Genomic DNA, 19,325 nt, shown 5'->3' on the forward strand with positions numbered 1-19,325 from the left:
AATGGACAAAAAAAATAGCCGCACCGAGAACGGCACAGCTAAAGCATTTATTGAAATCACTGCCAATTCTATGCCCAAAGCGGTTGGGAAGGAAGTATCCGCTGCAATCCACATGTTGGCTAATCCGGTGGGTCTAAGTGAGCTGGAGATCTTGGATCTGGCCCGTCTCATCAGTGGGCGTAATTACCCCTGCGCCTGGGAGCGGCGCCTTGGAATTGAGTTGCGGCGTTATCGCATGACCGCGAGTAACGGCCTGCTCTCGATGACGTATCGCAGTGGCAAGTGTTATTCCGATGATCTTCTGGTGCGCGCATGGCAAAAATATGCCCGTATTGGTGTCCGTGGTGGTGAGGGGGGCTTCACAATTTACAGCCTTGCTTGCTATGAAGATGCGGTCAAACTTGCTTCATGGGTGGGTGAGAAACTGTCAAAGAATGGCCTGTGTCTTGCGCAGGATTGGTTGACTCCGTTGCTCGAACGCTACCCCGGCATGGTAGAGGAGGAGGCCAGCTATGCTTGATGTCATCCTCCTTGCCATTCTGGCATTCGACTTGGTCGCAACGACCCTCCTGCTAGACTCTCTCCGCTAAGGATCACCATGATGATGAAACCCATGGGGCGAACTGCCCAGGGCGAAGCCTTGCCCAAATTCAGCCGGACGGGGTTGCCTGATACTGTGCGACACGGTACGATCTTCCCTGTCGTCACCTTAAGCAAGTGGCGGCGTGGCTGGCGGATTAAGCACCCGCAGGCTGTGACTAAACCAAGGACAATTCGCACCTCTTCCCCCGTCTCCGGCTCCCTGCCGGGGATCTATCCAGTTTTGGGGGCATGGGTCGGGAGCCAAAGAAAACGCCCCCACTGTGCCTTCCTTGGTTTGGCACTGCTTTGCGGCTACCCGATCCGCCTTGGTCTATCAAAACCAAGGATTCATACCATGATCTTCACCTTCCTGATCGCCTCGAGCGCCTGCCGACTGGCAGACCTGCGCCGTATCCGCACCGTTACCGCCGTTGCTGACACCGAAGCCCAAGCCCGTATTGCTCTGGCTGGCCTGCCTCTGGTGTTCCTGTCCCGCACTCCGACTGGGAGGGCCGCCGCATGAACCCGACCAATCAACCCAAGATGAATGCGCTACTTGAACAGCTTGCCGACATCCTGGAGCAGACAGACCTGAGTCGCCAAGAAAGGGCTCAATTCTGCGTCTTGCTGGGGGAGATGCGGGCAGAAGTGGGTATCTGCCAGGAGGTGGCCGCATGAGATATTTCGCATGGGCAAGCAGTACCACGCCCCCCACCTTTACAGGCCCAATTAACCCGCGAACAGGAAAGCGCTCACAGGCTGGCAGCCTGAGCGCCTTTGACTGGAGGCGCGATCGGGATCGCTTCATTGAGCAGGCCAAAGGGGCTGCCGTTGCTGTCACCGCCAAGCAGGCCCGTGAGCTGAAGGCTGGATTGGATGAGCGGGCATTCAGGGCACTGGTTGCCGTACTGGCGGGAGGGTCAGGTAATGAGTAGCTGTCTTATTGCGGCGCTACGCAGCCGGATCTGGGGTGAGTTATCACGCAACCCTCTGCGTCCCTCGGTATTGCGAGAACTGTTCAAGCGGGCATCCAAGGCTCAGAAACAGCCAGGTGAACACCATGCAACAGGGGGTTACCATGACCGAGATCGATAAGTTGGTGAAGGCGGTGGCACGGGCATATCTGGCGGTGCGTGGCGATAGCTTCACGCACCTGGGGGTGCGTCTGCCGATGGGTGAGGAGGTGCTGACCATAGCGATCAGCAACCAAATCGTGGGCGCCCACTTGGAACATGCCGGTGGTAAGCAAGGACGTGATGATGCCTTGATGATGCTGCGCCATATGTTGGCTGGCGATGAGTTAACGCCGCTGGGTAGTCTGGTGCTGGACGAAATGAACCGTGCCTTTTGTGCCGATGTGCGGCAGATGCTGGATGAGGGCAAGGACCCCATGGTGGAGCTGGCGAGAGAGCGCGAGCGGAGGGCCACACAATGATGAAAACAACAGGGGGCGCAAGCCCCCGATTTGTTTCTGACGTAGTTGCGGCGGCTGCTGGCCACTGGCCCGATCTGCTGGCTGCTGTAGGTATCGACATCCCGCGCCGTGGCAAACATGGCCCCTGCCCTGCCTGTGGTGGCAAAGACCGATTCCGATTGGATGACAAAGGAGGTCGCGGCACCTGGATTTGTAGCCAGTGCGGGAATGGGGATGGACTGGATCTGGTGGGCAAGGTGACCGGCAGGCAGCCCAAAGAGGCCGCCGAGCTGATCGCCCCGCTGGTGGGCTTATCGGATAGCGGTCTTGACCATGCCGCGCGTGAGCAGCTCCACCAGCAACAACAGGCCAGGGCGGAGCAAGAGCACAAGCAGGCGGAGCAACAACGGCGCAAGGCCGCCAGAAGGGCTACCAGCATCTCGGCAGACATCAAGCAAGGGATCAGCCCATATCTGGAACGTAAGGCGCTGTCAGGCTTGCCCATGCCGCTCACTCAGCGGGTCATCGCAGTGGGCGAACTGACATACCAACCCGGTTCGCTGGTGGTGCCCCTGTGGGATGAGGCGGGGGGGCTGGTTAACGTTCAGCTCATCAACACCGAGGGGGACAAGCGTTACCTGCCTGGCGGCCAGAAGGCCGGGGCTTTCCACCGTATCGATGGCGGGGAGCTGGTGGCCGTGGTGGAGGGATATGCCTCGGGGCTGTCTGTCCAAGCGGCAACTGGAGCGACAGTCTATTGCGCCATGGATGCCGGCAACCTGCTGGCCATTGCCCAGATTGCCCGCCGCCAGCACCCAGAGGCCCGGCTCCTGCTCTGTGGCGACAATGACGAAGGCACCAAGGGCAACCCTGGTAAGGCCAAGGCCGAGCACGCCGCCGCAACCGTGGGCGGGCTGGTGGCCCTGCCATCGGTTGCCGGTGACTGGAACGACTACCACCAAGCCCACGGGCTGACCGCAACCAAAGAGGCCATCATGAGCGCCAGCGCCACACCTACCCCCAACCAACCCCAAGACCAAGACGCCCACCAGAAGGAAGGGGCTCCCTGGCAGGCCGAAGTGGTACCGCTTCACCCGGTTCGCGATGACGAGACAGAGAAAGGGCAAGACCTGCCGATAGGGTTCGAGATCCGGGGTGATCGCCTCTGTGTCTGGGAACAGGTGGGACGGGGAGACGATGCCCGGCAAGAGCTGGTGCCCATATCCAGCCCGGTGCGGGTACTGGCTGAAACCAGTGACGAACACGGGCGAGGCTATGGCCGCCTGCTCGAGTGGCAAGATAGCGCAGGGCGGGTTCATCAATGGGCTATGCCGTCGCGCTCCCTGGTGCCGAGAAATGGTGATGATGTATTCGCCGCCCTGCTGGATGCGGGCCTACCGTTCATCAGTCTGGGCCACAAGCGCAAGCTGGCCGCTTACCTGATGGCCTGTCGGCCCGATAAGCGGATCACTTGTGTGGAACGCACCGGCTGGCATGGGCGGGCCTATGTACTGCCTCAAGGGTCAATAGGGCCTGACGCCGATGGGGTGATCCTGCAAACAACTGGCTACGCAGCCAGCGACTTTGTCGAGCGCGGCACCTTGGGCGAGTGGCAACAGGGGGTTGCGGCGCTGGCGGTGGGTAACTCCCGCCTCTGCTTTGCCCTGTCCCTGGCCTTTGCTGCTCCCCTTCTCTCTCTGGTAGGCATGGAGGGGGGAGGCTTTCACCTCAAGGGTGAGAGCACAGACGGCAAAACCACCATCATGAAGGCCGCCGCCAGCGTCTACGGCAACCCTGATCGCTACAGCCAAACATGGCGGGCAACCGGCAACGCCATCGAGGGGATAGCCAGCCGGCGCAATGATGCCCTGCTCTGCCTGGATGAGCTGGGGGAGCTGGACGGGCGCGAGGCGGGGCAGGTGGCCTATATGCTGGCGAATGGACAGGGCAAGGGCCGCAGCAAGCAGGATGGGGAGCTACGGGAGCGCAAGGCGTGGCGACTGCTGTTCCTCTCCACTGGGGAATTGAGCCTTGAAGATCACGCTGCCAGCGCAGGCCAGCGCACTCAAGCGGGGATGGAAGTGCGCACCATCCAAATCCCGAGCGACACCGGCTACCATGGGGCGTTCGAGTGGCTTCACGGCATGGAGGGCGGACGTACCTTCGCCGACACACTCAAGGCCCACTGCGACCACCAGCACGGCAGCGCCTTCCGAACCTATGCCGAGGCATTGGCCGGGGAGCTGGGAGCGCACAGCGAGCGGATGAGGGCCGAGATTAAGCGCATTGCCGCCGAGCTGACCCCGCAGGGAGCAGGTAATCAGGTTGGCCGAGCTATCAACCGGTTCGCGCTGGTGGCCGCTGCCGGTGAGCTGGCAACCCGGCTAGGGGTAACCGGCTGGCCCGAGGGGGAGGCGCTGCGAGCGGTGCGGGTCTGCCTCAAAGCATGGCTGGCGGAACGGGGCCACCTTGGCAACCACGAGGAGGCCGCCATCTTGGCTCAGGTACGCAAGTTCGTGACGGCGCACCAGTACACCCGCTTCGCCGACTGGTTCGATACCAATCACCGACCGGCCAACATGGTTGGCTATCGCAAGGTGGAATCGGATGGCGTGAGCTTCTTCGTGTTGCCACCTGGCTGGGCAGAGATCACAAAGGGGCGCGACCCCAAGCGCTCTGCGCTCTTGTGCCTGGAAGCAGGCTATCTGCTGACCGGCAAGGACAAGAAGCGACTACAGCGCAAGGCAAGGCTGCCGGGGATGAGTGGGTCGGCGTGGGTGTATCTGCTGACCGAGCGTGTATTAGCCGATGATGCGGAGGGGCAAGAGGACGAGTAACGCCATCCAGAAGGAAGTGGAGGGCTACCGAGTGTGGCCCTTTTCTTTCCAGCCTCATGCGCGCGTGAAGAACAAAACAAAAATGGTGGGAACAGTGGGAACAAGGCTACCCAATGAGCCTGTAAGCCTTATGTACCAAGGGATAGAGCTGTTCCCACCTAGTCATGTTTTTGGTGGGAACAAGGTGGGAACAGTGGGAACAAAAAGGCCATGTGTTGAGGTTGTTCCCACCTGTTCCCACTACCTCCTAGCCTTGGTGGGAACAGAGAAACCCAGCAACGGCGCGGGTTAGCGGGCTTTGTTCCCACGTTCCCACTGTTCCCACCATTTTTTTTATATATACAGAGCGAACAGCCGATCAAGATCACACTTTTTCCGCAACAGGGGGTTGCATTGAGATTGACCAACGAACAACGCGAGCAGGTGATCACCCTGCGCCGCACCCATTCATTGAGTGAGGTGGCTTCTCTGGCTGGCCTCTCTCTGGGAACGGTGAAAGCTATCGTCAGCAGATCGGGGTTGTTCACCGACAACCCAAGACACCGGGCCATGTTCACCTTGCCGCCACTACAAAGCAGCGGGGAGACACTGCCAGCGGTGCCAGAGCTACCGCAGCAGGAAGTGGTGACCGGGGATAAGGAGATCGACGCCCTACTCTGGCTACGTCAAGTGATAGGGACGGGCGACCCGGTACGCATTGCCCAGGCCAAGGAGGCGGCAGGGCGGATCACCACCCCGCCCGGCGAGCTGGAGCAGCGTTACGGCAAATGGCTGGTGGCGAAGGCGGGTCACATGCTCGCGGGCCTTGGCAGCATCGGCTTTGCCAATCTGGATGGACTGGCCGAGCGCTCCATTGAACGGCGAGCCAATGAATCCGAAGCCATCGGGCGGTTCGGGGATGCGCTGTGGGACGACACCCAGGCGGAGGCGTTTTGTCAGGAGGTACTGAGAGGGCTGGAGCAAGACAGTTGGCAACTGCCGCCTGAACAGGTCGCGGAGCGGTTCAAGGCAGTGCCGGAATTGATGCCGCACACCCTGAGCGACTGCCTTCATGAGCTGGCCTATTGGAACGAACTGTACCGGCTGCGCCATGCGTGCGACACGCAAGGCTATTACGAGAACAGCATAGAGGCACACGCCCGCGATTGGTTTGTGTTTGGTCTGCTGGCTGAACTGCGACCGAGAAACAGGGAAGAGGCGCGGGCAACTCTGCGCTATCTGATGGGCAGTGAGCGGGACGACGCCCCCGAGGCAGAGCGGATCCTAGATAACCTGATCGGCTAGCTCTGCCCGTGAATCCGGGTAGTTTTACCCAGAAACCCGGGCAGTTTTGCCCAGCTAGCAAGGCACACTTACCAACAGGAGCAAGTGTGGGCAGACGAAAACCAACTCCGTCATGTCTGCGTGGCAGGAGGTACGCCGACCGGTACGCCGACCGGTACGCTGAAAGCCGCGCTGCTGCTGACTTGGTTTGTGTATGATGTCCCACCAACCGGTACGCCAACCCAGACGCCTGCCAGCATGTGCGATTGAGGAAATACCATGACCAAATCAAAGGAGCCTGCCCCCATTCAAGAGGCCGCTTCGCCATCGTCTCAGGGAAGGCCAGAGACCGAACTTAGGATGGCACCGATATTTCCGCCGCCGCACCCGTTCGAAACATATCTGTTCGAGAGGCTGACAACCTACGCGCAGGGGTATCTGCCGCTACCTTGGCCTCACGGTCGCATCCTGATGAGTGAGGAGGTACGGGCCGAGCTGGACAGGAGGCAGGCAAAGAGGCTCGCCGAGATAGATGCGGAGCTGGTCGCACGTGAGAACGCACGGTTGGCAGCGCTGGAGCGAAAGCGGATCACCTCGAGACGTTATGCCATGAAGCGTTGGGCCGCTACGGCCTGGGCACGGTTACGCCAATTGGCTGAGACTCAAGCCGATTAACCAGGTAGCCACCGAGTCACGGTTTCTCGGACAGTGTCCGGGTAACCATGACAGTAACTCCGCACCCAAATCGGCAGTAAACCGCCACACCCCTCGCCACTACTGGCCGCAAACTCCGCAGTTAAACCGGCATACGAGTCAGATGAAAACGGGCATTCCCGCTTCTAAGCTCTACCCTCGAACCACAACGGCTACAACATAGCTGAACCAGCTACAAACCACACCCCCAGCCGACCAGGGCAACCCCTCTCATCTGGATGGCATCTTGCTGATCTCCATTCTGCGCAAATTGCGCAATTCATCCAAAAACGAATAACAACTGCGGGCTGCGCAAAACTGTTGCTAATTAGCTGGCAGCCTAAGCAGCACAAGGGATTGCGGTGGATTGAGCTGGTTAGGGAACTGCGCAAATTGCGCAATCCAGCCAAAAACGAAAAGCAATGGGCATGACGAGGAAAGCTGTCGATGGGCAGACGGAAGTGAGCAATTGAAGTTATCCGCGACAGGGTACCCAGAGTGAGAGAGATGGGGGTATTTATGGGGGTATAAAGACAATGGCTTGATTTGTTTAATCATCAAAAACAATGAGTTATACGCCTGATTCGATAGAGACCCCGACCATAAAATTCATGACAAAAGGCCATCAGCAATGATGGCCTTTTGTTTTTTGGCGTTCCTGCGCTTTGGTGCGTTGCTGCTGAGCAGGCAGTACTTCCCGTTACCTCTTGGTATCCCTTCTCTTTTGCCGCTCTCCGTTATTTCCTTTTCTTGATGTGGCCGCCGGCATCACCGCCAGCGGTCTGTATCTATTGCGTTTTTTTCCAAACCTTGCTGCATCAGAACATGGTTGCCGTGCTATCCCAGCAGGGCAAACAGCAGGGTACCGAGGCTGCCAGCGAGCGTCAGCGCGATGATGGCTCTGGGTGTACCGTGCAGCTTGGTCCACATAAACAGGCTGGTGAGGGCGAGCAGCAGCAGGGCCAGGGCGGCGATATCGCCAAACAGCTGCCAGCCGAGGCCGGTGCCCATGCCGCGGTGCAGCCGGTTGAGGCTGGCGGCAAAGTTGGCTTGCTGCAGATCGGTGCGAACCAGCAGGGTGCCCTCGACATAGCTGGCGGCCACGCTCTGGCTGAGGGTGACGCCGCGCATCTCCCACTTGGCGGGCAGGGTGAGCGGGCCGTTCGGGGTGGGCAGGGTCTGGGCCGGGGTGATCATAGTTCGCCCGTCGGCAAAGGTATCGGGATAGCGCTGTTGCAGCAGGCTTTTCAGCTGCTCCGGGCTGGCGAGCGGCGCCTCCAGCACTATCTCTTCACTCGATTTGTCGGTGTGGGGGCCGGGGATGGGCAACACGGCACGGTGTTGCAGCCAGAGGCCGGTGATGCCGTACATCAGCATCAGGGCGAGGGTAAAAAAACCGGCCCAGGCATGGAGGCGGCGTACCCATTTGTTGTTGTGAAGGGGAACTCTTCTGCGTTTCATCGTGGTTGCTTCATAAAAAACTGGCCAGCAAGGGCTGGCCAGTCGGGGTGGTTGTCACAGAGATCAGAAACGGTAGGTACCGGTCAGGCTCAGCTGGCGGGGTGTGCCCGGCATGATCTGGGTGGCACTGGTGGCGCTGACGAAGTACTCGTGGTCGGTCAGGTTCTCGGCGCTCAGCTCGGCTTCCCACTGCTGCCAGCGATAACCGGCGCGCGCATCGAAGCGGGCGTAACCGGGCAGTGTGGTGGTGTTGGCGTTGTCGGCGAAGCGATCGCCCACCGCCGTCACGCCGGTTTCACCGAACCAGCCCTGCTCGCCACTCTTGTAGCCGAGATAGAACTGGCCATTCTGACGGGAGACGTTCATCGGGCGCTTGCCCTGCAGATCCGCATCCGCCTTGACCTGCTCCGCATCCTGAATGGCGAAGCCGCCACGCAGATAGATCTCGTCGGTCAGCTCGGCACGGGCGCTCAGCTCGATCCCTTCGGTACGTTGCAGGCCGGTAAGGATAACCTTGGTGGGATCCAGCGGGTCCTTGGTGCGCTTGTTGTACATCTCCAGTCGATAGAGGGAGAGAGTGGTCGCCAGCTTGCCGTTCAGCCAGTCACTCTTCACACCACCTTCGTAGAGGCGGGTGTGCTGGGGTTCCAGCCCGTTGTTCTTGTCACCCGGGGTGATGCCGATCAGCTCGCCTCCCACCGGAGTGAAGGTCTTGCTGTAGGAGGTGTAGAAGGCGTGATCCTCGAGGGGGTTCCACACCAGACCGAGGCGCGGGCTCAGGCTGTTGACCGAGACGCTCTCCTCCTTGTTGAGGTCGTAGCGGCGACTGGTGACGGTGAAGTCGTCACGGCGCAGCCCGCCAACCAGATGCCAGTCACCCAGGCTGAGCTGATCCTGCAGATAGAGGCCATTGCCGCGCACCTTGTGTTTGGCGTCGCTGGAGAGCTTCATGGCACCATTGTAGGTAGGCAGTGAGCCTGGGTCGTAGAGATTGCCAGACGGGATGGCGGTGGCGTTCTGGTAGAGCTTGGGTGTGCGCTCCTGCCAGTTCTGCTCGAAGCCGACCAGCAGGCGATGTTCCACCGGGCCGGTCTGGAACAGACCTTCTGCCTCGGTGTTGCTAATCAGGTTCTTCGCTTTCAGATCCTGCTGCCAGCGGGAGCGGGTCACCTGATCCCCTTTGACGCTGGTGACATAGGTGTTGTCAAACTGGCTGTCGAGGGTGGAGTAACCGAGCTGCTGGCGCAACTGCCACTGATCGTTGATATCCCAGGAGAGGCGGGAGCGGGTGGATTGTGCCACGTCATCAATGAAGTCGCGGCTGGTATCGCTGTAAACATACTCCCTCGGCACATCGGCCGGACGGCCATTGACCCCGGGAATGCCGCGATCCGGGGTGCGGTCATGTTCGTTGCGCTCGTACTGCACCAGCCAGTTGAGGTTGTCGCTGATCTCCCAGTTGGCGGAGGGAGCCAGCAGGGTGCGCTTGCTCTTCACGCCGTTGCGGAAGCTATCTTTGTCCTCTTGCGCCATGTTGAGGCGCAGTTGCACCTGCTCACTCGCCTCGCCATTGAGGTCGGCGGCCAGTCGCTGACTGTCAAAGCTGCCGACCCGGGCGGTGACGCTGGACTCCTGCCCTTTTTGCGGCTTTTTGCTGACCCGGTTGACGATGCCCCCCGTGCTACCGCGGCCGTAGAGCACGGCAGCCGGGCCCTTGAGCACTTCCACCCGCTCGATGTTGCCGAGATCCCGGGTGTACTGCATGTCGTCGCGGAATCCGTCGAGATAGAAGTCGTTGCTGGCGCTGAAGCCGCGGATATTGACCCCGTCGAAGCGGGTATCACCGCTGGCGTTGACCCCGGGAATGCCGCTCAGGGCTTCACTCAGCGTCGGTTGGCCGAAGGCGGTCAGCTCGCTGACCTTGACGCTGTCGATGGTCTGGGGCACCAGCTTGGCTGGCGTATTGGTCCGGGTAGCGGTGGCAACTTCCTGATGCTGGGAGCGTTTGCCAACCACAGTCATGGTTTCATCGGTGGCCTGGGCAGTGAAGCCGGTGCCCAGCAGTGCCAGCGAGACCAGCGTTCTGCGAAAGTGAGGGTGCTGCATATTCAATATTGACTCTTTGGATGTCGACCTGACGGCTCGAACATATTGATTTAATTATAATTAGCCTGACCCGTCAAAACGGGATGCCAATGATATTGATTTTCATTTGTCTGGCAAGGTGAAAATGGATAGGGGCATTGGAGGAGGGTTGTGCGGTCGGGGGAGCTCGGCTGAAAAGCAGAGCCATTGCAGCAAACCGCTAGAACGAAGCGAGGGAAAAAGGGCGTAGCGGAAGAGAAAGGGACAAAACGTGAAGAGGCATCCGGCCCGATAGGACGGGCCGGATGGAGGGTTCAGTGGGTACGCAGCAGTCGATGGGCGAGTGGCAGGGCCGCCAGCAGGCGATAGGCCAGCAGAGATGATCCCAGCAGCAGCGGCACCTTGGTGATCTCCCACAGGATGGATGCGCCCTGCGGGCCGAATACGAAGAGCCAGACCACCAGCATCATGTGCAGGCAGTAGATCCCGAGCACTTTGGGGGCCTGGCGCTCAAGCCAGCTGCCCTTGCCCCACTCGGGGTTGGCCAGCAGTAGTCCAAACAGACCGATAGCCCAGGGAAGGGAGCCAAGCAGGAAGTCGTGGCGGGTGAGCGGCACTGCGGCGAAGTGCTGCAGCGCCCAGGCTTCACAGCCATAGAGCGCCACGCCCGCCAGCAGCAGTTGCCAGCCGGTGCGGGCATCGGGCTGCCACTGACGCTGGCGCAGCAGGGCCCCGAGCGCCACAAACAGCAGGGAGAAGAAGGGGCCGTTACGGGTGAGTAGTGGCCACTCGGTGCCCAGCAGCGGCTTGGCATAGGAGCCCCCCAGCAGCGCCAGCAGGTAAAGGCCAAGACCCAGCCAGAGGGCGAGCGATGGTCTGCCAAGCCGATAGCAGAGTGCCAGCAGGGCCACCGCCATCACCAGGGCTGGCAGGAACCAGAGGTGGATCATGCCGCCCACCAGCCAGCCATTGAGGGGGTCGCCGAGCTGGAATTGCCACTGCCCGCGCAGGGAGGCCAGATAGCCTTGCTGCACGGCATCCAGCGGATTGAACGGCACCAGCAGGTAGACCAGACTCCATACCAGCCAGAGCAGCAGCAAGGGGTGGCAGTAGCGCCAGGCAACGGTCAGTGGCGCTTCGCGGCTCAGTCTCGGCTGCAGAAAGTAACCGGCACAGAGGAAAAACAGCGGCACGGCAAAGCGGCATAACTGGTTGATGGTGCCGCTCAGCCAGAGCCAGGATCCACTTCCCCACAGGGCGGGATTGAACGGATTGGCGAAGGGGGATACGTGAATGGTCATCACGGCCAGAATGGCCAGTACCCGCCCGCACTCGATACTGGAAATACGCATGGTGGCTCGTCGTTACAGGGGTTGTGATGGCACGCTAAAATTCTTGCTGCCAGGTTACAACCAATTGATTCTATTAGTGTGAATCACGCTGTTGAGTAGTTACGTTTTGTAACGGGATGGCGGAAGGTGTTACCTGTAACGGGAACTGGATCCCATTTTTTGGGCGCGCTCATGCAGATAAAAAAAGCGAGGCAGGTGCCTCGCTTGGTTGGGGATCTCGAGCTTACTGGTGAGTCAGCATGCTGCTCTGGTTGGCTGCAAGGGTGGTTCTGCCCGAGCTCTCCAGCCAGGTTTTGATCCGCTTGGCATCGGCGACCCGATCGTTGGTGGTCTCGGCATTGAGCAGCACCATGATCACCGGCTCACGATTGACCTTGGTGCCCAGCACCAGACAGCGGCCCGCTTCGCGGATATAGCCGGTCTTGGAGAGGGTGAACTCCCATTGCCCTTCGCGGATCAGCCGGTTGGAGTTGAGGTAGTGCAGCTGGCGCTTGTTGGTGCGCACATAACTCTGCTCGTCGGTGGAGTACTGGCGGATCAGCGGATAGGAGGCTGCTGCGGCGGCGAGTTTGGCGAGATCCTGCGCGGTGGAGACATTGCGCGGGTTGAGCCCTGTGCTGTCAGCGTAGCGGGTATTCCACATCCCCAGCATGCGGGCTTTGGCGTTCATCGCCTCGACAAAGGCACGCTGGCCGCCGGGATAGTGGCGGGCCAGCGCCGAGGCGGCGCGGTTTTCAGAGGACATCAGGGCGATATGGAGCATTTCGGCGCGACTGAGCCTGGAACCTATGGCTAGGCGCGAGCCGGTTCCCTTGATGCGGTCGATGTCGGCATTGGTCACGGTGAGCATTTCGTTGAGGCGCAGGTTGGCATCCAGCACCACCAGCGCCGTCATCAGCTTGGTGAGGGAGGCGATGGGCATTACCCGGTTGCCGTTGCGCTCGGAGATCACCTCGCCGGTTCTGTGGTTGGCCACCACGAAGGCAGCCGAGCTGAGGTTGGGCACATCCCGTCGCTCGAGAAAGCCGCTGCTGCTCTTGCTGCTGGCGGAAAAGGGGTTGGCATGGGCACTGTCCATAGTGGCCGGCAGCATTATTGCGCCAAGCAACAGGGGAAGGAGGGAACGCATCATCATGATCAGCTCTACCGGACGAAATACAGGGATATCTCGCTAAGTTATATGTCGTGAACTGGCGCTTCACAATCATTCTCACCTTGATATTGATAATTTACGGCGTTGAGCGTGCTCTGACGGCGAGGAGTTCGTAAAAGAGGTCTCTATGGAGTCTTTTTTTGCATTGAAACTATGGGCTGGCCGTGATGGCGAGCGGAAGCCGGCGCTAAAAAAAATCGGGACCAGAACGGCCCCGATTGGCATGGAGCATTGCCTACCGTTTAGTGGGCATCTTCCTGCTTGATCTTGAAGCGCATGGCGATCACCACGAACAGCAGTGGGCCAATGATGGTCCAGACGCCGGTGGAGATATCGCCGGAGATAAAGGGGGCGACCACGGTAAAGACGTTGCCGAAGGCGACCAGGATCAGGCTGATGATGGTGGCAAGCAGTACCGAGCCCGCGCTCTTGAAGAAGATCAGGTCCTTGCCCAGCGCCGGGTTGTTGCGATAGCGATACCAGGCGTAGATGAGGAACATGTAGGGCAGGGTCATGCCGACGTTGGTCATGGTGATGATCAGCTCATAGAGGGCGGCGGCCCCTTCCGGGTTGATCAGGGTAAAGATGGACTTGGCGGCAATGAACAGACAGACCACCCAGGCTTGCACCTTGAGGGCTTCAATGCGCACGCCATTCTCGTTCTCGCGCTGGAAACGCTCCGGCCAGAAGTAACTCGGGGTGCCGGTGATGAACTGGCGCAGTGGCGCGTAGGAGAGGGCGATAAAGGCACCCAGATAGCTCAGGAACATGCCCAATCCGGCAAAGCGCATGAGCACCTGTCCAAGCCACTCGCCACCGAGATGGCGCCCCAGCTCCAGCATGATGATGAAGAGGGCGGAGAGAGAGGTGATCCCCTCGGCCGGGAAGTCGCTCCAGCGCATGATTGAGCCGACCGCCAGAAAGCCGATGATGTAGCAGAGTACGATGAAGGCGCCGGAGAGGAAGATGCCGCGCTTGAGGTCACGCTCGGGATCTTCCAGCTCGTCAGCCACTCCGGCCATCGCCTCGACCCCGCCGTAGGCGAAGATGGCGAACACCATAAAGCCGAGGAAGGGGATGATGTCGTTGAAAGCGGCATTGGGAGAGGCAGTCAGCGATGCCTGGGTGAAGGGCTCCTGCAGAGTCATGCCGCTCACCGCGAAGGTGAAGACGCCGCCGACCAGCAGCAACACGTTGAGCGCCACTACGGAGAGGCCGCCGATGGCCGCGACTTTGGCGAAGCGGGCGCTGCCCAGAGTGATGAGCTTGGTGACGGTGGCAACCAGCGCGATGGCGACCACACCCAGAATAAAGGGGCCAAAGTCGATGCCGGTGCCCAGGGTGACCGGGATGACGGTGATGTCGCGGCCAAACAGCATGAAGGAGAGGGGCACCCACATGGAGAGCGCCTTGCCAAACATCCAGATGACGTAAGAGGCGAACCACATGGTCAGACCGATAAAGGCGAATCGGGTCGAGACCGAGTGGCGCATCCAGGTAAAGATGCCGCCCGCCTCTTTGCGAAAGCCGGTGCCGAATTCGATCATCATCAAAATGAACGGGATGAAGAAAAACAGACCGCCGATCACGAACATCGGAATGGCGGCATATCCCATTCGGTAAAAACCGATCCCGATATTAGTGACGCCAAATACCGATGTTAATATCATCAATATAAAGGCGCCCAACTTCAGCTTTTTTGCCGACATATTAAAAACTCCCTGATGGTGCTGGATTTAAAATAATCAAAAATTAAACAGACGAAACTGGCCCCATTAATAACGCGGTAGCGCCATGCCATCCTGCTGTGGCGGGCGCGATCGGGTCATCTCTGACCGGGCTGGCTTACCCGTCAGGCGGTCAATGAATGTATGGGCGGAGCGGCATGGTCTGTGCCATGCGCGGTATTGGTCAGCGTTGCCGAAAATTAACTGTGAACGATTTTATCATTAATGCTGCTGGGCAGGTAAGTTTCCCGAATGAAGCTGAGGTTGAAATAAACAGACCTGCCAGTTAATTGATACGTTACGGATGTAAACATTTACGCCCGGGCCGAGACTTATTTCCATTATTGGTATTCGGCATATTTGGCGGAGTGAATTACGCCATCCTGCCTGATAAATACGCACCAATGGCGACAGCGCTTATCCTCCCAGCCGGGTCAGCAGCACGCCGCCAGTGATAATGGCCGCCGCCGTCAGCCGCATGCGCCCGAGCGGCTCTTTCAGCAGCCAGACCGAGAGCAGCATGGCAAACAGCACACTGCTTTCGCGCAGCGCTGCGACCACGCCAATGGGGGCTTGGGTCATTGCCCAGATAACAATCCCGTAGGCGAGCAGTGACATGGCACCTCCGGTGGCGCCAACCAGTGCATATTGGCGGATCTGGCGCCATGCGTTGCGCTTTTGGTGGACGAGCAACACCAGCAGCATCGCCAGCCCGGTACAGGCAAAGAGCCAGAGGGTGTAGCGTACCGGTTCACCCCCTGCGCGGGCGCCGGCTCCATCCGAGAGGGTATAGGTCGCCGTGAACATGGCCGTGATCAGTGCTGCCCGAACTGCCTTGCTGTCAAGGCGCTGCTGCCCACCTCGCCAGGCCATCAGCAAGACCCCCATGATCAGCACGCAGGCGCCGATGATGCCGCCGTAACCGGGGTAGTCCCGCAGCAGCAGGGCACTTAACGCCATGGCGAGCAGCGGGGCACTGCCACGGGCCAGCGGATAGATCTGGCCAAAATCGCCCTGATTGTAGGCATGGCTGAGAAACAGGCAGTAACCGATATGGAGTAGGACTGAGAGGCCGAGCCAGGGCAGCTCGGCAGCAGAGGGAAGCCCCATGGGCAGCAGCGCCACGGCGGCGATAAGCCCTGAGAAGATCGCCACCAGTGACACGCCCACCAGCCGCTCTTCGCCAATTTTGACCAGCGCATTCCAGCTGGCGTGAAGCAGGGCTGCCAGCAGAACGGCAAAAAAGACGGTGGTGCTCATGGGAAAGGACTCTCGGGCGATGGGGGTCAACAGCATACCCGCCCGGAGCCTGATTGGCCGAGATCTTTATCAAGGCTTCGGCTTTGCGGGGCTCTCCTCCTGCGTGGTGGCGTTACCCAGCTGCCCCAGCACCAGTTTGGGATGGGGGTCGGTCTGCAGCGGAATATCCTGCAACTCTGTTCCCTGCTGATGGCGATGGATGATCCCGGCGGCCATCTTGCCCAGCGCCTCGTAGCTGCTGATGGTGCCAACGCTGCAGCCGTGTTCGACGAACAGCTCGGCGCTGCAGATGGTAGGGATGGCAGCTTCGTTGAGTGCATTCAGCAAACGGGGGGCGATGGAGAGCAGATAGCTGTCTGCGGCCAGAAAGACGATGTCGTTTTTGGCATCCTGTTGCAGCCGCTTCAGTTCGTTGTCCAGCCGCCGTGGGTCAGGGGCCATTCGCCAAGTGACCATCTGCCACTGATAGCGTTTCGCTTCATTGAGCAACATATCGGCCACCAGCAGGGTGTTCTGCTCACGGGGGTTGAAGGGTAGCAGCAGCCGTTTGCCGGTGGCCAGATGCTCGCTGGCGTTAGCCAGTTGCAGTGCCATCGGCACCATGTTGCTTACCCCGGCCACCATGCTGTTCTGGGCTTTGTCTTCCGAGAGGATGTCTGCCCCGACCGGATCGGATACCACGTTGAAGATCAGTGGCTTGCGGTTTGCCACCAGACTCTTGGTCATGGTGGTGGCGGTGGTGCCAAAGGTGTAGATGTAGTCGTATTCGGCCAGTTTCGGCAGCATCTGCTGGCGCAGCATGGTTGCCAGCGCCGTACGATCCTGATCGGCGTTATAGGTGGTGATGGTGGCCTGATAGCCAAGGCGGGTCAGCTCTGCCCGAAAGCCCGCTTCGGCTGCGGTTTCACCGCGCCACAGCACCATGGCGATAGAGAGGGCGTGAGCGGGAAGAGCCAGCAGCAACAGCAGGACGAAAAGCAGCCTGACCATGATCATCTCTCCGGCGATACATCTACTGTTGAGCCTAGGCCACTTTCTCCGATCGTGAGCGACGCCCAGCAAAAAGCGCGATGGCAAGCCATCGCGCTTTGGGGATCCGCAAAACCTCGATTAGAAGTCGTAGCGGGCAGCCAGCTGGAAGTCATCCTTGACGTTGAGCTTGCCGCTCTCCTTGCTGTCCAGATTGTTGATACGGTACTCGCCAATCACCCGCAGGTTCTTGTTGAATTTGTACTGGGCACCCAGGGTGTAGTAATCCACGTTGTCTTTCTTGATGCCAGCCTTGTCCTGCTCCTGTTTGTTCCACAGGGCCATCAGACCGAAGCCGTTCTCGAAGTTGTAGCCCAGCGCGGCTTCCCAACCGGTGTGATCGGTGCCGGTCGCCAGGAAGTCGCTGCCATCCGCATAGCTCAGGGCGGCGTAGGCGGCCTTGTTGTCGAACTTGGCGGAGATCAGCCACAGCTTGGCATCTTCTTCACCGCTCTTGTCGCGGATACCGACGTTGTAGGCGGTACCCAGTGACAGGTTGAACGGGAAGGTATAGGCCACGGCAGCACCGTAGGCGGCGTCGCTATCCTTGCTGGTGGTCTCTTCGGTGTCACCACCGTCGAACTTGTAGCTGGTGTCGAGCTGGAAGCCATTGAACAGGCCGGAGTATTTCAGTACGGAACCGGCGCGGTTGGTGGCGAAGGTATCGGTCTTGGCGCCCAGCGCTTCGTTGCCGTAGCCGTCGGAGAGGGAGACATCAGTCCAGTCGGCCAGGAAACCCGGGGCCCCTTTCTGGCGACCGAAGGTCACGGTGCCCCAGTCAGCGCCGACACCGGCGAACGCCAGACGGGTGCGCAGGTTGTCGGAGTTCTCGCTGATGGTCTTCTCGCTGTCATTGATATACATCTGTACTTCGTACTGAGCCAGCGCCTTCAGGCCGCTCTGGATCTGGGTCTCGGCCTTGGCGCCGAAACGGACAAACTGGTTGGCACCCTGTTTGTCGCTGTATTCGCTTTTCGGTTTGCCGCTGGCATCCAGTTCCTTCTTGTCACCAAAGAAGTGGCCAGCGTAGATACGGCCATAGAGATCCAGCATGGAGGTGTCATTTTTGTACACTTCAACGGCTTGAGCCTGGAAGGCTGCGGTGAGAGCCAGTGCCACTACAGTCAGCTTTTTCATCGTAATCCCTTGTGGTGTTGCAAGCTTTTGTTTTGAAAACGGGGTCATGCTAGGCAGCGGGGATGACAGCGGGGTGACAGTTGGATGAAGAGTCGATGGCAATTGGGTTGCAATTGGATGAATTGGCTACATTCTTGCTCGCAGCGGCTACTTTTGTGCGCAAAGGTTTGCCCTTGTGGTAGAATGCCGCCCGTTTTCGAGCTCCATAGGTTGGATATGCGATGAGACGTGAACTGGCAATCGAGTTTTCCCGAGTGACGGAAGCGGCTGCACTGGCTGGCTACAAGTGGCTCGGACGTGGTGACAAGAATATCGCTGATGGGGCGGCCGTAGCGGCCATGCGCCACATTCTCAACCAGATCGAGATCGATGGTGAGATTGTGATCGGCGAAGGTGAAATTGATGAAGCGCCGATGCTCTATATCGGCGAGAAGGTCGGTACCGGACACGGCGACGCGGTGGATATCGCGGTCGATCCCATCGAGGGTACCCGCATGACTGCCATGGGTCAGGCCAACGCGCTGGCCGTGCTGGCGGTGGGCGACAAGGGTTCTTTCCTGAAAGCGCCTGATATGTACATGGAAAAGCTGATCGTCGGGCCCAAGGCCAAAGGCGCCATCGACCTGGATCAGGCTCTCGAGCTGAACCTCAAGGCCGTGGCCAAGGCGCTGGGCAAGCCGCTCTCCCGTCTGACCGTCATTACCCTGGCCAAGCCGCGTCATGACAAGGCAATCAAGGAGATGCAGGGTCTGGGCGTGCGGGTGTTCGCCATTCCTGATGGTGACGTTGCCGCCTCCATCCTCACCTGTCTGCCGGACAGCGAAGTCGACATGCTGTATGGCATCGGCGGCGCACCGGAAGGGGTGATCTCCGCGGCGGTGATCCGTGCGCTGGATGGCGACATGCAGGCCCGTCTGGTGCCGCGTCACCGCGTCAAGGGCGACAGCCCGGAAGTGCGTGCGCTGGGCGAGCAGGAAATTGCCCGCTGCGAAGCGCTGGGCATCGATGTCAACAAGGTGCTCAAGCTGGAAGACATGGCGAAGAATGACAACGTCATCTTCTCCGCCACCGGCATCACCAAGGGTGATCTGCTGGACGGCATCACCAGCGATGGCGTGATGGCGACCACCGAGACTCTGTTGATCCGTGGTAAATCCCGCACCATTCGCCGTATCAAGTCGATCCATTACCTGGAACGCAAAGACAGCGTGGTACGCGATATCATCCTGTGATGATGGCTCGCTGAACCGGCTGTGTTGTCTGAAGCCCGATCGCCCGTGCGGTCGGGCTTTTTCTTGTGCGCCAGCTACGTTTGTGCCGCCGCTTCGGCTA

The 19,325-nt window shown here is 59.7% G+C and carries 16 protein-coding genes; 8 read left to right on the forward strand and 8 right to left on the reverse strand.

The annotated features are described in order from the left end of the window. Window position 1: 1 nt before the first annotated feature. The 7 genes from WBR25_RS01415 to WBR25_RS01445 all read left to right on the forward strand — a co-directional run bounded on the left by WBR25_RS01415 (window position 2) and on the right by WBR25_RS01445 (window position 6,117). Window positions 2-520 (forward strand): hypothetical protein, encoded by a 519-nt coding sequence (locus WBR25_RS01415; RefSeq protein WP_157161805.1) that lies wholly within the window; start codon window positions 2-4, stop codon window positions 518-520. A 417-nt stretch (window positions 521-937) separates the two neighbouring features. Further along, a complete protein-coding gene (locus tag WBR25_RS01420; protein WP_157161806.1) occupies window positions 938-1,105 on the forward strand; it encodes a hypothetical protein in 168 nt (55 codons plus the stop codon). Next, entirely contained in the window at window positions 1,102-1,260 is a 159-nt protein-coding gene (locus WBR25_RS01425; RefSeq protein WP_157161807.1) for a hypothetical protein, read from the forward strand. The genes WBR25_RS01420 and WBR25_RS01425 overlap by 4 nt, the downstream gene beginning before the upstream one ends. After that, on the forward strand, window positions 1,257-1,517 hold the full coding sequence (locus WBR25_RS01430) for a hypothetical protein (RefSeq protein ID WP_088869463.1): 261 nt from the start codon (window positions 1,257-1,259) through the stop codon (window positions 1,515-1,517). The genes WBR25_RS01425 and WBR25_RS01430 overlap by 4 nt, the downstream gene beginning before the upstream one ends. A 125-nt stretch (window positions 1,518-1,642) precedes the next feature. Then, on the forward strand, window positions 1,643-2,017 hold the full coding sequence (locus tag WBR25_RS01435) for a hypothetical protein (RefSeq protein ID WP_479749292.1): 375 nt from the start codon (window positions 1,643-1,645) through the stop codon (window positions 2,015-2,017). Continuing rightward, window positions 2,014-4,833, forward strand: a complete 2,820-nt coding sequence (locus tag WBR25_RS01440) for a DUF927 domain-containing protein (protein WP_479749293.1) — start codon at window positions 2,014-2,016, stop codon at window positions 4,831-4,833. The genes WBR25_RS01435 and WBR25_RS01440 overlap by 4 nt, the downstream gene beginning before the upstream one ends. Window positions 4,834-5,232: 399 nt before the next feature. After that, window positions 5,233-6,117: a hypothetical protein gene (locus tag WBR25_RS01445; RefSeq protein ID WP_041202406.1), complete on the forward strand. Its 885-nt coding sequence runs from the start codon at window positions 5,233-5,235 to the stop codon at window positions 6,115-6,117. Between the two features lie 1,509 nt (window positions 6,118-7,626). Here WBR25_RS01445 and WBR25_RS01450 read toward each other — a convergent pair. From WBR25_RS01450 to WBR25_RS01485, 8 genes are all read right to left on the reverse strand, one after another. After that, entirely contained in the window at window positions 7,627-8,292 is a 666-nt protein-coding gene (locus tag WBR25_RS01450; RefSeq protein ID WP_323918015.1) for a PepSY-associated TM helix domain-containing protein, read from the reverse strand. A 21-nt stretch (window positions 8,293-8,313) separates the two neighbouring features. Next, entirely contained in the window at window positions 8,314-10,356 is a 2,043-nt protein-coding gene (locus WBR25_RS01455; RefSeq protein WP_445983041.1) for a TonB-dependent receptor, read from the reverse strand. A 293-nt stretch (window positions 10,357-10,649) separates the two neighbouring features. Further along, entirely contained in the window at window positions 10,650-11,687 is a 1,038-nt protein-coding gene (locus tag WBR25_RS01460) for an acyltransferase (RefSeq protein WP_479749294.1), read from the reverse strand. 223 nt (window positions 11,688-11,910) lie between these two features. Continuing rightward, a complete protein-coding gene (gene pbpG / locus WBR25_RS01465) occupies window positions 11,911-12,822 on the reverse strand; it encodes a D-alanyl-D-alanine endopeptidase (RefSeq protein WP_058058600.1) in 912 nt (303 codons plus the stop codon). Window positions 12,823-13,082: 260 nt separating this feature from the next. Further along, entirely contained in the window at window positions 13,083-14,549 is a 1,467-nt protein-coding gene (yjeM, locus tag WBR25_RS01470) for a glutamate/gamma-aminobutyrate family transporter YjeM (RefSeq protein WP_064341782.1), read from the reverse strand. A 435-nt stretch (window positions 14,550-14,984) separates the two neighbouring features. After that, the gene (locus WBR25_RS01475) at window positions 14,985-15,863 is read right to left on the reverse strand and encodes an EamA family transporter (protein ID WP_479749295.1); all 879 of its coding nucleotides are present in this window, start codon (window positions 15,861-15,863) and stop codon (window positions 14,985-14,987) included. 33 nt (window positions 15,864-15,896) lie between these two features. Further along, a complete protein-coding gene (locus WBR25_RS01480; RefSeq protein ID WP_479749296.1) occupies window positions 15,897-16,817 on the reverse strand; it encodes an ABC transporter substrate-binding protein in 921 nt (306 codons plus the stop codon). Between the two features lie 120 nt (window positions 16,818-16,937). After that, window positions 16,938-17,993 carry a porin gene (locus WBR25_RS01485; RefSeq protein ID WP_019444867.1) on the reverse strand — a complete coding sequence of 352 codons (1,056 nt, stop codon included), beginning with the start codon at window positions 17,991-17,993 and terminating at the stop codon, window positions 16,938-16,940. A 221-nt stretch (window positions 17,994-18,214) separates the two neighbouring features. Between WBR25_RS01485 and glpX the strand changes: the two genes are divergently transcribed. After that, window positions 18,215-19,225: a class II fructose-bisphosphatase gene (gene glpX, locus WBR25_RS01490; RefSeq protein ID WP_040068786.1), complete on the forward strand. Its 1,011-nt coding sequence runs from the start codon at window positions 18,215-18,217 to the stop codon at window positions 19,223-19,225. Window positions 19,226-19,325 lie beyond the last annotated feature (100 nt).

Source organism: Aeromonas sp. MTB (assembly GCF_056632455.1).

Coding starts and splice junctions, on each gene's coding strand:
- WBR25_RS01415 (WP_157161805.1), top strand. CDS start 2: ATGGACAAAAAAAATAGCCGCACCGAGAACGGCACAGCTAAAGCATTT.
- WBR25_RS01420 (WP_157161806.1), top strand. CDS start 938: ATGATCTTCACCTTCCTGATCGCCTCGAGCGCCTGCCGACTGGCAGAC.
- WBR25_RS01425 (WP_157161807.1), top strand. CDS start 1,102: ATGAACCCGACCAATCAACCCAAGATGAATGCGCTACTTGAACAGCTT.
- WBR25_RS01430 (WP_088869463.1), top strand. CDS start 1,257: ATGAGATATTTCGCATGGGCAAGCAGTACCACGCCCCCCACCTTTACA.
- WBR25_RS01435 (WP_479749292.1), top strand. CDS start 1,643: ATGCAACAGGGGGTTACCATGACCGAGATCGATAAGTTGGTGAAGGCG.
- WBR25_RS01440 (WP_479749293.1), top strand. CDS start 2,014: ATGATGAAAACAACAGGGGGCGCAAGCCCCCGATTTGTTTCTGACGTA.
- WBR25_RS01455 (WP_445983041.1), bottom strand. CDS start 10,356: ATGCAGCACCCTCACTTTCGCAGAACGCTGGTCTCGCTGGCACTGCTG.
- WBR25_RS01460 (WP_479749294.1), bottom strand. CDS start 11,687: ATGCGTATTTCCAGTATCGAGTGCGGGCGGGTACTGGCCATTCTGGCC.
- pbpG (WP_058058600.1), bottom strand. CDS start 12,822: ATGATGATGCGTTCCCTCCTTCCCCTGTTGCTTGGCGCAATAATGCTG.
- yjeM (WP_064341782.1), bottom strand. CDS start 14,549: ATGTCGGCAAAAAAGCTGAAGTTGGGCGCCTTTATATTGATGATATTA.
- WBR25_RS01475 (WP_479749295.1), bottom strand. CDS start 15,863: ATGCTGTTGACCCCCATCGCCCGAGAGTCCTTTCCCATGAGCACCACC.
- WBR25_RS01480 (WP_479749296.1), bottom strand. CDS start 16,817: ATGGTCAGGCTGCTTTTCGTCCTGCTGTTGCTGCTGGCTCTTCCCGCT.
- WBR25_RS01485 (WP_019444867.1), bottom strand. CDS start 17,993: ATGAAAAAGCTGACTGTAGTGGCACTGGCTCTCACCGCAGCCTTCCAG.
- glpX (WP_040068786.1), top strand. CDS start 18,215: ATGAGACGTGAACTGGCAATCGAGTTTTCCCGAGTGACGGAAGCGGCT.